The 11,658-nt window shown below is 64.5% G+C and carries 8 protein-coding genes and 1 pseudogene; 1 reads left to right on the top strand and 8 read right to left on the bottom strand.

Features of this window, described 5'->3' with window-relative positions:
- Positions 1 to 12: 12 nt before the first annotated feature.
- Entirely contained in the window at positions 13 to 1,581 is a 1,569-nt protein-coding gene (locus tag U1738_RS15985) for an aldehyde dehydrogenase (NADP(+)) (RefSeq protein ID WP_443027036.1), read from the bottom strand.
- Positions 1,582 to 1,689: 108 nt separating this feature from the next.
- Between U1738_RS15985 and U1738_RS15980 the strand changes: the two genes are divergently transcribed.
- Positions 1,690 to 2,451, top strand: a complete 762-nt coding sequence (locus tag U1738_RS15980; RefSeq protein ID WP_332790043.1) for a FadR/GntR family transcriptional regulator — start codon at positions 1,690 to 1,692, stop codon at positions 2,449 to 2,451.
- Between the two features lie 148 nt (positions 2,452 to 2,599).
- Here U1738_RS15980 and U1738_RS15975 read toward each other — a convergent pair whose 3' ends face one another.
- From U1738_RS15975 to U1738_RS15945, 7 genes and pseudogenes are all read right to left on the bottom strand, one after another.
- Positions 2,600 to 3,622 carry a glycoside hydrolase family protein gene (locus tag U1738_RS15975; protein ID WP_332790042.1) on the bottom strand — a complete coding sequence of 341 codons (1,023 nt, stop codon included), beginning with the start codon at positions 3,620 to 3,622 and terminating at the stop codon, positions 2,600 to 2,602.
- Between the two features lie 2 nt (positions 3,623 to 3,624).
- Positions 3,625 to 4,785: a glycoside hydrolase 5 family protein gene (locus U1738_RS15970; RefSeq protein ID WP_332790041.1), complete on the bottom strand. Its 1,161-nt coding sequence runs from the start codon at positions 4,783 to 4,785 to the stop codon at positions 3,625 to 3,627.
- A gap of 26 nt (positions 4,786 to 4,811) precedes the next feature.
- On the bottom strand, positions 4,812 to 5,960 hold the full coding sequence (locus tag U1738_RS15965) for an aldose epimerase family protein (protein WP_332790040.1): 1,149 nt from the start codon (positions 5,958 to 5,960) through the stop codon (positions 4,812 to 4,814).
- A gap of 45 nt (positions 5,961 to 6,005) precedes the next feature.
- Positions 6,006 to 6,959 carry a family 43 glycosylhydrolase gene (locus tag U1738_RS15960; RefSeq protein WP_332790039.1) on the bottom strand — a complete coding sequence of 318 codons (954 nt, stop codon included), beginning with the start codon at positions 6,957 to 6,959 and terminating at the stop codon, positions 6,006 to 6,008.
- Positions 6,956 to 7,510, bottom strand: a complete 555-nt coding sequence (locus U1738_RS15955; protein WP_332790038.1) for a hypothetical protein — start codon at positions 7,508 to 7,510, stop codon at positions 6,956 to 6,958. The genes U1738_RS15960 and U1738_RS15955 overlap by 4 nt, the downstream gene beginning before the upstream one ends.
- 15 nt (positions 7,511 to 7,525) lie before the next feature.
- The gene (locus U1738_RS15950; protein WP_332790037.1) at positions 7,526 to 10,333 is read right to left on the bottom strand and encodes a TonB-dependent receptor; all 2,808 of its coding nucleotides are present in this window, start codon (positions 10,331 to 10,333) and stop codon (positions 7,526 to 7,528) included.
- Between the two features lie 293 nt (positions 10,334 to 10,626).
- Positions 10,627 to 11,658: pseudogene (locus U1738_RS15945) on the bottom strand (glycoside hydrolase family 43 protein); the annotation flags it as partial.

The raw sequence follows: 11,658 nt of genomic DNA, 5'->3' as shown, positions 1-11,658 counted from the left end.
TGTTACCGAACCTCAGCCCAGGCTGAGCGTGCCATCCTGCAAGCGCGGAATGCCGTCGCCCTTGGCATCGTCGCGCAACTCGACCGGCAACACCCCTTGCGCGAGATTCTGATACGAGACCGGGCGCAGGAACCGGTCGATCGCGAGACTGCCGACCGATGTGGTCCTCGCATCCGACGTCGCCGGATACGGCCCGCCATGCACCATCGCATGCGCGACCTCGACCCCGGTGGGCCAGCCATTGGCGAGGATCCGCCCGACCCGCCGTTCGAGCGCCGGCAGCAATCGCGTGGCAATCGGCTCCTCCTGCGGGTCCATATGCAAGGTGGCGGTCAACTGGCCCTCCAGCCCCTCGATCACGCGCCGCACCTCAGCCTCGTCGCGGCACTTCACCAATATCGAGGACGCGCCGAACACTTCATGGCCGAGCGCCTTTTCCGCCAGGAACGCATCGGCGGTCGTCGCGAAGAACGCCGCCTGACCGCGCGTGACGCCATTGCCCGCTTTGCCGCGCGCGACCGTCTCGACGCCCTCGCTGCCGGCCAGCGTATCGACACCCTGCTGATAGGCGGCCTGGATGCCGGTGGTCAGCATCGTCCCAGCCTCGGCCTCGACCAAAGCATCGCCGGCCGCGGCGACGAACGCATCGAGACCTTCGCCCTCGATCGCGAGCACGAGGCCGGGATTGGTGCAGAACTGCCCCGCCCCCATCGTCAGCGATCCAACGAACGCCGTGCCCAACGCCGCGCCGCGCGCCGCCAGCGCCGCCGGCAGCAACACGACCGGATTGATGCTCGACATCTCGGCATAGACCGGGATCGGCACCGGGCGAGCCTGCGCCAGTGCGACCAGCGCGAGGCCACCGCCACGCGATCCGGTGAAACCGACCGCGGCGATGCGCGGATCCTTGACCAAGGCACCGCCCAGATCGTTGCCGGGGCCGACGAGATGCGAGAACACGCCCTCGGGCAAGCCGCAGGCCGCGACCGCGCGCCGGATCGCATCCGCCACCAGCCCGCCGGTCTGCGGATGCGCCGGATGGCCCTTCACCACCACCGGGCATCCGGCCGCCAGCGCCGATGCGGTGTCGCCACCGGCGGTCGAGAAAGCGAGCGGGAAGTTCGACGCGCCGAACACCGCCACCGGGCCGAGCGGAATCATCCGCAGCCGCAGATCGGGGCGCGGCAAAGGCTGGCGTTCCGGCAGCGCGGGATCGATCCGCAGGCCGAGCCACGCCCCGCTGCGTACAACGCCGGCGAACAGCTTCAACTGCCCGACGGTACGGCCACGCTCGCCCTCCAGACGCGCCCGTGGCAGGCCGCTCTCGCGCATCGCCGCGACGATCAGATCGTCGCCGATACCCAGAATCTCTTCGGCGATCTTTTCCAGGAACTGCGCGCGCGCTTCCCGGTCGGTCGCGCGATACGCGTCGAACGCCGCATCAGCCGCCGCGCACGCCGCCGCGACATCGTCCAGACCATGTACCGCGAAGGCATCGCCGACGGGTTCGCCGGTTTCGGCAGTGACGGAACGGAAGTCGGACGTGTCGGCGCGAGTCATCGTGGCAGTATCGGCGGTCATCTGGCTCTCCTAATTACTCCGACATATGATGCGAAGGTCCGAAACGCAATGATTTGTCGTTCCACACCGGGGATGCGCCTGTTAGGTACTCGCGGAGGAGGCCGGCACATGAGCGAAGAGACTGCGAAGGACGGCACGATCGAAGACCAGCCCACGCCACGCAAACCGCGCGGTACCGGTCGCCGCCTGAACGGCGCCGTCGCGCACAAACTCGGCCTAGCGATCCTTTCGGGCGAATATGCCCCCGGCGACACATTGTCGGGCGAGATCGCCTTCGCCGAGGAACTCGAAGTCTCGCGCAGCGCATATCGCGAGGCGGTGCAGGTGCTGATGGCCAAGGGTCTGGTCGAAAGTCGCACCAAGACGGGAACACGCGTCCTGCCGCGCAGCCGCTGGAACCTGCTCGATCCCGAAGTGCTGGCCTGGGCCTTTGCCGGCGAGCCGGACGTGGATTTCGTGCGCGACCTGTTCGAGCTGCGCGCGATCGTCGAACCGGCGGCGGCGGGGCTGGCGGCGCAAAGGCGCGACAAGGCGGATCTGAAGGTGATGAAGGACGCGCTGGCGGCAATGCGCCGCCACACGCTATCGACCGAAGTGGGCCGCGCGGCCGACCGCGATTTCCATACCGCCATCCTCCAGGCGACGCGCAACGACGCGCTGCTGACGCTCAGCGCCAGCATCGGCGCGGCGGTCAACTGGACCACGCAGTTCAAACAACGTGGCCGCACGCTGCCGCGCAATCCGCTGCCCGATCATCTGCGCGTCTACGAAGCGATCCTCGCGGGCGACGCCACGGCCGCGAGCGACGCGATGCGCGTGCTGGTCGATCTGGCACTGGACGACACCCGGACCGCTATGCGGCGGCCGTGAGGGTCAATTTATTCACGCTAAATTACCCTACCCCGTTCGCCCTGGGTCTGTCGAAGGGCGTGTTCGAGGCACGTGCTTCGACAAGCTCAGCACGAACGGGGCATGTGGATCACTCTGACCCGCAAAGTGTGGCCAGGAGTGCCGAGAATTACCGCGCCGGAAACGCCGCGACGATCGCATCGTATTGCGCGCGCGTGATCCCGATCATCGATCCGTGGCGAGTGCCGGTCGGCATCTCGTAACGGTTCCAGTCCGGCACGCCGCTATTGCCCGACACCTGATACCATGGCCCCTTCAATGTCGGTGCCATCGACAGGCCGTAACTCGTCCCGGCATATTGCTCGTAATAGAGCAGCCAGTCCGCCCCGTTCGGTGCGCGCACGATCGTCGGTGCCTCGCGGAAATTGGGGCTGAGCGGCGGGCCGGGCAGCGGATAAGGGCCGAGCAGGTTTTTCGCGCAACTGATCCGGATCGTCTTGCCGGTCGGCCAGTCGTAGGACGGATAGCGTTCGTCCTTGATCACGACGCAATAGCCGTTCCTGCAGTTCGGCTGCACAATCGTGTCGATCGTCGCCATGTCCCACGCGAACAGCCGGCGCGGCGGCGCGGCGAAGGTCTTGAGATCGGGCGACCGGACGTAGAGCGTGCGCTGGCTGCCCCAATAGCGTTCGGGATCCTGCGCCGAACCGTCGAGATTGGGCGTGTGCCACGTCAGCAGGAATTGCCGCGAGGACGCGTCGTAGAACAGTTTCGGCGCGCCGATCCGCGCCAGCGTATGCGGATGACCGGGGATATTCTTCAGATCAGGCCGGTAGGTACCGAAGCTCGTCCAGCGCACCAGATCGTCGGACACCCAGAAGCGGACCAGTGGATCGTCGTCGCCCTTGTTGCCGACGAGATAATAGCGCCCATCTCGGCCGCGCGCGATCGAGGCATGGCCGTGATAGTCCGCCGAGACGGGCGTGCCACCGTTCAGCCGCGTCCAGTGCAACCCGTCGAGGCTGACCGAATAATAGAGCTCGCCGTAATGCTCCTTGGTCATGTGGGCGAACAGATACGCCTTGGCCGGATCGACATAGGGCGTCACCGGCCCGCCCGGCGCGACCTGCGCGCCCGACGTGGTCGCGAGCATCGCCAGCGCACCGATCAGGCTCTGCGCGACCCGGCGCATGGTCAGCGCCGTTTGCGCGGCGGCGTGGCGATCGGCTCGGCGGGCGGCACTACGCCCTTGGGCGCGGCGGACAGGCGGCGGATCAAATCGGTTTCCGCCTTGCGATACGGCGTGCCGTCGTTCCGAAACACCTCGTGGAACCAGATCGTCGGTTCCGACGTCACGTACGGCTTCTGCCAGCTGTCCCAGGGAAGGCGCGTCTGCGTTCGGCCATCTACGAAGCCCCAGTTCATCGCCGCGACATTGTAGCGCTTGGCGATCGGCAGCGATCCGTCGAACGTCGATCCGTTGCCGCGCGCCATATATTCGGTGCACAGGATCGGCCGGTTGTACGGCAGCAATTGCTTGATCCGGCCCTCGAACGTCTCCGGCCAATTGTAATCGTGAAACGTCACGATGTCCGATTGCGCGAGTTGCAGTTTCTCCATCGGCGACGCCTTGCCGCCCGGCGTCCAGTCGTCACCCAGCCATACGCCCGATGTCAGCGGCTGGCTCGGCTCGGCGTCGCGCGCCCAGCCGAACACCTGCGCCAGCATCGCGCGGACCAAGGGCTCCTTGCCCTCCTGCCCCTTATACTGGTCCGCACCGTTGTCCGGCTCGTTCCACACATCCCAGCCGAGGATGCGATCGTCCTTGGCGAACGCGCCGATCACGCCCTGCACATAGGCCTTGTACGCCGGATAGCGCGCGCGATCGCGCAGGCCCGGCATGCCCGGCCCCTGCACCCAGCCCGAATTGTGCACGCCGGGAATCGGCGGATGCTGCGGCCCGAGCTTGGGATCCGGATCCCAGCAACTGTCGAACAGCACGAACAACGGCTTGATCCCGTGGGCTTTCGCGATCGTCAGGAATTCGTTGATCCGCCGCTTGAAGCCTTCCTGGTCCTGCTGCCAGAGCTGGTCGTGCAGGAACACGCGCATCGTGTTCATGCCGATGCCCTGGGCCAGGTTCAGCTCGTAATCGATCCGCTTGGGATCCCAGGTCGCCTCCTGCCACATCTCCAGCTGGTTGATCGCGCTGGCTGGCGTGTAGTTCGACCCGACCAGCCACGGCTGCTTCGCGTACCAGCCATTGGCCTGCGCCTCGGTCCAGCGATCCCGCGCCTCGGCGGGGCTGGTGAAAGCGGCGGCGGTCGCGAACAAGGCGATGACGAATGGTTTCATGTCGGTCTTTCGCAAAACGGATCGGGTCAGCGCTGTACGGACAGCTTGTAGACCATCGTGTTCTTGTAGGTCTGACCGGGATTGAGCCGCACCGAGGGGAAGTTCGGCTGGTTGGGCGCATCCGGGAACAGCTGCGGTTCCATCACGATCGCGTCGCCCATGCGGTATATCTGGCCCTTCTTGCCGGTGATCGTGGCGTTGAAGAAATTGCCCGAATAGAATTGCAGCCCCGGCTGGTTCGACCACAGTTCGAAGCTGCGCCCCGACACCGGCTCCACCACGCGCGACATCATATGCAGCGTCGGCGTCACCGCATTGCCGATCACCCAATTGTGATCGTAGCCGCGGCCGTAAGCGATCTGCGGATCGCGGGCATCGCGCACCCGGTCGCCGATCGCGCGCGGCGTGCGGAAATCGAACACGGTGCCGGCGACCGGCACGTGCTGCCCGGTCGGGATCGCGGTCGCATCGGTCGGCGTGTAGCGCTCCGCCGGAATCGTCACGACATGGCCCATCGCGCCACGCGGCGATCCGACACCGGCAAGGTTCCAATACGCATGGTTCGAGATATTGACGACCGTCGGCTTGTCCGTGGTCGCGTGATACTCGATTGTCAGCTGGTTTTTCTCGTCCAGCGAATAGGTAGCGTAGGTGGTGACCGTGCCCGGATAGCCCATGTCACCGTCCGGGCTGACATAGCGCAACGTCACCGAAGCGGCCGGACCGCTCTTCACGTCCGTCACCTCCCACAGCACCTTATCGAATCCCTTGCTGCCGCCATGCAGCGAATTCGGCCCGTCATTGGTCGGCGTGGTGTAGGTCTTGCCGTCCAGGGTGAAACGGCCCTTGGCGATGCGATTGGCGACGCGGCCGACGGTGGCACCGAAGAACTCCGGCTTGGCGAGATAGCCGGCGAGCGTGTCGTAACCGATCTGCACGTCCTCAACCTTGCCGGCCTTGTCGGGCATCATCAGCGCCTGCAGCGACGCGCCGAGCGCGATCACGGTGGCGGAAACGCCGCGCCCGTTCGTCAGCGTCACCGCCGGCACGTCGCGACCGTCGGGCATCGTGCCGAAGCTCGTCTTCTTCGCGCTCGCCGCCAACGCCGGGGTCGCGGCCACGGTGCCGATCGCGAGCGCCGCGAGCGCGGTCGCGGCAAGGAAATTGCGGTTCATGATGTCATCCTCTTGTCCGGTATCTCGTGGGTATCGGCCGCTCTGTCAGTCGGTCATCCGAACGGGCAGTATCGTCCCGTCCTTGGCATAGTTCAGCCGATCGATCGCGATCTGCCGCTCGCCCTTGAACGGCGCGCCGCCGGCCGGCTTCTCCCAGCGGTGATAGACGATCAGCCACTGCCCCGTCTTGGGATCCTGCACGAAGCTGTGATGCCCCGGCCCCTTGTGCCGCGCATCGCTGGACAGGATCACGCCGCGATATTTCCACGGCCCGGTCGGCGAGCTGGCGGTGGCGTAATGCACCGAATAATCCGGCCCGTTCCAATGCCCGTGGCTGTAGGACAGGTAATAGACGCCGTTGCGCTCATGCATGAACGCGCCTTCGGTGAATTCAGGCGGCGTGGCGACAATGATCTCGTGATCGACATTGATCATGTCGGGCGTCAGCTCGAACACGCGCAACTTCGCGCCGGCACTGCCGCCGGCATAGAGATAGGCCTTGCCCGATTTCGGATCGACGAAGGTCATCGGATCGATCGCCTCGAAACCGCGCCCGTCCTTGACCAGTTCGCCGGTCAACAGCGGCTTGCCGCTGTCGATATATGGTCCCTCGGGGCGGGAGGCGACCGCGACGCCGATGCGGCTGGGCGTCGGGTTCTGCGGGCCGACCGAATAATAGAGATACCATTTGCCGCCGCGCGTCGCGACGCCCGGTGCCCATAGGAAATGCTCGCGCGCACCGTCGTCACCGATCCATGTAATCTGATCGCGCCGGATCAGTTCGCCGCGGCTCTTCCAATGCTTGCGATCGGTCGAGGAAAAGGCGCCGAACCGGTCCGCTTCCCAGCTTCCACCCGGGCCGCCGGTCGGGAACACCCACAATTCGCCGTCGACATACATCGCGTGCGGATCGGCGCCCTGGAATTGCGGATTGTCGGCCAGCGCACCGGTCGGCGTGACCGATGCCAGCGCGACGGCGGCGAGCAGCAGATATCTCACTGGCCGTAATCCAGCACGAACACCGGCCCGATATCGATGATTTGCTTGGCGCAGGCGAGATGAAACGCCGCGTTCAGCCCACCGGCCGGATAGGCGCGATCGGCCTTGCCCATCAGCTTGTACATCTTCCACTCCGGCGTGATGTCGAAGGGCTGTTCGAAGATCGTCCGCACCACCGGCGTCGCTTCGAGCTGGACGCGGCAGATCTTGCCCGGCGCATTCGCCTCCGTCCGCTGCGCGCGCGCCCAGAAGGCAACGACGACGCGGTCACCCGCCTTCACCGGCTTCAGCGTCGGCGTGACCACCCCGACGCGGCCGAACTCGGCTGTCGGGCTGCTGATCGGAATGCGAAGCGCCTTGCCGAACTGGACCGATTTGTCCGAGCGGACCTCGGGCGGGATCGGCTGGCCGTACGGGCGCAGCGCCTCCGCTCGCGGATCATTGACCAGACGTTCGGCGAACGCCGCTTCCGGCGATTTGGGCGCCTCTGCCGTCTGGGCGATCACGGGTGCGGCCAAAGCCGCCGCACCCAACAGAACGAAAAGCTTCATGCCCTGTCCTTTCGATCAGAAGCGGAACCGTACGCCGAGCGAATAAGCGCGTTCGAGATAGATCGTCTGCCGCGTATAGGTGCCGGCATTGAATTCGCGCGTACGCTGCAAGGGATTGCCGAGCAGATTGATGATGTCGAACGCGACCGTGATATTCGGCACAGGGGTGATCGAAGTCGAGAAATCGACCTGGCCACGACCCTTTTCAATAACGGCGTGCCCAAACGGATCGAGCGGCTCGTTGCTGTAGTAGGACACGAAGTCGGAACGATAATTGTACGCGACGCGCGCCGAGAACATCGGCCTCTCGTACAGCGCAACCACGTTGTAGGCCCATTTCGACACGCCCGGGAAATCTCCCCGAGTGCTGCCACGGGTTGCCGCGATGTTGGGCGGAAGATCGCCGATGGCATCGATATACGTGCCGTTGGCTTGAATACCGAAGCCCTTTGCCCATGTCGGCAGGCTGTCGATATCCAGGAAGCTGGTGAAGGTGACTTCCGCACCCTGAAGGCGTGTCTTGCCGAGATTTATCGGCTGAAATGCGCGAAGGAGGCCATATACCGGATCGGTGTAGAAGTTCTCCTGAGCCACGACGAACCCTTGTGCGTCATGGCGGAAAACCGCCGCGGTGAACGATCCGGTCCGCGAGAAATAATATTCCGCACTCACATCATAGTTATTCGAGGTAAGCGGCTTCAGGTTCGGATTGCCACCGGACGCGGGGCGAGCCAGGCGGACGATGCAGTCCGGAGTACCTCTATTCGCTACCGGCTTGCAGGGATCGCCGTCAGGAAGAGTGGCGGGATCCAGCGCCTGCCCCAGCGACAGATTCGGACGAAGATCGATGAAGTTCGGGCGCGTGCGGGTTTGCGTGTAGGCCAGGCGCAATTGGAGCTTGTCGTTCAGGGCAATACGCGCACTGACGTTCGGCAGATAGTCATTGTATTCGCTCTCGCGGGCAAGCGGCGTGAGCACACCATCGACGGATCCGAAGCTGCTGATCCGGGTCTTGGTCTTGACGGCACGCAACCCCGCAACGCCATCCACAACGACATTACCCAGATCGAAGCCGTATTTCAGCTGCGCATAAGCGGCGTAGGACTTCTCGTTGGCGCGGAAATTATCGCCGGGATTATTGGTCGGGATACCGGTTGGCGTCCCGAAGAAGGTGCGTAACGCTACCAGATTATCGCGGATGCTGTCGCGCGTGATCGCAGCATATGTTTTGTTGGGCTGCGCATCGTTATAGGTGAAGCCTGGCAGCGTTGCTCTGACGTCCGCCCCTGGCAGCGAGGTCAACGGAATTCGCAGGCCTTCGTTGTTGAAGTACGAATTACCGAAATCGCGTGTGGCCTTGCGATCACCATAGCGTAGGCCGACCTGCAATCGCTTCAAGAAACTCCAATCGATGTCATATGTCAGGTCGGTCCGCGCCTGCCAGTCCTGACCGCTCACCACCAGCCGCTCCTGATAAAGGCCACGGCTGATGTAATTGGCGGGATCGGAGATATTGTAATTGACGTAACTTTGCGATGCTCCGCCATCTTGCGGCGCATTGAACTGAACGTTGCGCACCGGCGAGCTGGCCATCGCATAATCGACGTTGACGAGATCCGCCGTGTACTTGCTATCCGTATAGGCCACATCGGCCGAGATCTGCAGGCGATCCCGCTTCCAGATCGCGCCGCCGCCTGCCTGATAGGTATCGGTCTTGCCGTTGAACGAGCCGCTAAAACCATCCGGCCGCACCGCGCCGCTGACCGTCGCGGTCGAGATCTGGTTGGTGCCGGGGATCGTCGTCACGTTCGACAGCGTGATGCCGCCGAAGATCGGCACGAACATGTACCGGTTGTAATCCTTCGACCGGAAACCCTGATACAGGCCGTCGGCGTAGATTTCGAGTTCCGGCGTCGGCTTCCACTGGAACGCGGCATTGGCCGACGGGCGATAGCGCGCTCCGTAGCCCAGGAAATTGCCCTGCGCATCGGGGAAGCGGAGGCCGGGCTGTACGCCGGGCGCATTGTTCGCATCGGTCGTGGCGATCACCAGCGATTGCTCGCGGGTCGAATCCATGAAGTTGATGCCGACATAGGAGACGTTGAGCAACAGCCCCATCTCGCCGACACCGGTGTTCCAGCGGTCGCTGATCAACAGGTTGCCGTTCGGCACGATCTTCTCGGATTGCTGCGAGAGTACGCCGTTGATCGACCCGGAAAGTTCGAAGCCGTTGAAGTCGAACGGCTTGCGTCCGCGCACGTTGATCGCACCGGCGATGCCGCCCTCGATCTGCGGCGCGAGGCCCGATTTGTACACTTCGAGCGCCGCGACCGTGCCGGCGGGAAAGTCCTGGATCTGGACGTAGCGCCCTTCGGCGGTGAAGATCTGGCGGCCGTTATAGGTGGTGGTCAGATCGGGCAGGCCGCGAACGGTGACGCCCGCCGCTTCGCCGCCGCCACGCGTGACGGCCACGCCAGCGACGCGCTGCAGCGCGGAGGATGCGAACGTATCGGGCAGCTTGCCGATATCCTCGGCGACGACCGCATCGACGATGCCGTCGGACAGGCGCTTGATGTTCTGCGCGGACTGGAGGCTGCGGCGGAAGCCGGTGACGGTGATGCTGGAGCCGTCATCGGGCGTTTCCTGGACGGCGGCGTCGGGTGAGGCGGGATTCGCGCTCTGGTCGGTCGGGGCGTCGGGCTTCGGCGCGTCCTGCGCATCGGTCGCCGGCTTGGCGGGTTTCGTCTGTGCCGCCGCTGGCGAAAGTCCGACAATCAGCGCGAATACCGCGACGGACGCACTCAATACCGACTTGCTCTTCATCACCCTCTTCCCCTTGTACGGCCGTCGGTATTCCGAGCGGCGTCGCCCCTGCTAGAATTTTAGCGCGGCCGAAGCAAGATGCATTTGTCGGAGAAATAGAACCCTGTTGCAATTTAGAAACATATGTCGCCGCAAGACGAACGCGGTAGGTGCGTAGATAGCGCCATGACACGCGTGCCGAACCAACGCGACCGCACCCGAATTACCGGGGTGGGTCGGCCATTTGGTTGTCTGACTATTGCGCGCACCGGGTTCAGCTTGTGTCGGCACGATGCAAGCAGCGATCGCCGTTACAGCCGCCCGTTGGCCAGCGGCACGCCGAAATCCGGGCTGCCGTCCGTGTGATAGTCGAACGGCTGCACGCGCGTGTGGCGGTTTGGGTCGAACAGCGGATCGCCCTTGATCGTCTCGTAATCGCGCCCGTGATAAACCAGCATGTCGCGGCCGCGCTCATCGACCGTGAAGCTGTTATGCCCCGGCCCCCACACCTTGTGTTCGGGTGAGGATTTGAACACCGGCTGCGGCGATTTCGTCCAGGCCGCCGGATCCATCAGATCGGCATCGTCCTTCGCGCGGAGCATGCCCATGCAATACCGCGCATCGGTCGCGCTGGCCGAATAGGTGATGAACACCTGCCCGTTGCGCGCGAGGAAAGCGGGGGCCTCGGCGACCTTGAAGCCGCGCACCTCCCAATCGAGCGTCGGCACGGTCAACCGCGCAGGCTTCGCCGCCAGCGTCAGCGGCGTCTTCAGCGGGGCGAGGTACAGGTTCGAATTGGTGTCGATCCCCTCCTCGCGCTGCGCCCAGCACAGATAGCGCGTGCCGCGATGCACGAAGCTGGTCGAATCGAGATTGAAGCTGTCCCATGCGGTCCGCAATTGCCCCAGCACGCTCCACGTGCCGGTCATCGGATCGGCCCCGTCGCACACCACTGCGTAGGTACGGATGCGAAACACGTCCTCGCCGCCGCCGCTCGGGCCCGCGGCGAAATACATGATCCACTTGCCATCGATCAGATGCAGTTCGGGCGCCCACAGGAAACCCGACATCGGCCCCTTGGCGAGATGCCGCCACAGCACGCGCTCGGGGGCGGTGGACAATCCGGCGATCGTCCGCGACCGGCGCAGCACCAGCCGGTCATATTCGGGCACCGATCCGGTCATGTAATACCAGCCGTCGGTGTGGCGGAACACCTGCGCATCGGCGCGATGGCGTACTAATGGGTTGACGATCGCCGCTGCTGGCGCGGCCTTGCGCGCGATGGCGGGCACTGCGGCCAGGGTCGCGGTGCCGGCGATGAAGCCACGTCGGGTCAAACTATCCAT

The organism is Parasphingomonas caseinilytica (assembly GCF_036663755.1).
In the GTDB taxonomy this organism is placed as follows: Bacteria; Pseudomonadota; Alphaproteobacteria; order Sphingomonadales; family Sphingomonadaceae; genus Sphingomonas.
Note: the sequence above shows the minus strand (reverse complement) of the source record. Positions and strands in the feature narration are given on the sequence as shown.

Coding starts and splice junctions, on each gene's coding strand:
- U1738_RS15985 (WP_443027036.1), bottom strand. CDS start 1,581: ATGACCGCCGATACTGCCACGATGACTCGCGCCGACACGTCCGACTTC.
- U1738_RS15980 (WP_332790043.1), top strand. CDS start 1,690: ATGAGCGAAGAGACTGCGAAGGACGGCACGATCGAAGACCAGCCCACG.
- U1738_RS15975 (WP_332790042.1), bottom strand. CDS start 3,622: ATGCGCCGGGTCGCGCAGAGCCTGATCGGTGCGCTGGCGATGCTCGCG.
- U1738_RS15970 (WP_332790041.1), bottom strand. CDS start 4,785: ATGAAACCATTCGTCATCGCCTTGTTCGCGACCGCCGCCGCTTTCACC.
- U1738_RS15965 (WP_332790040.1), bottom strand. CDS start 5,960: ATGAACCGCAATTTCCTTGCCGCGACCGCGCTCGCGGCGCTCGCGATC.
- U1738_RS15955 (WP_332790038.1), bottom strand. CDS start 7,510: ATGAAGCTTTTCGTTCTGTTGGGTGCGGCGGCTTTGGCCGCACCCGTG.
- U1738_RS15950 (WP_332790037.1), bottom strand. CDS start 10,333: ATGAAGAGCAAGTCGGTATTGAGTGCGTCCGTCGCGGTATTCGCGCTG.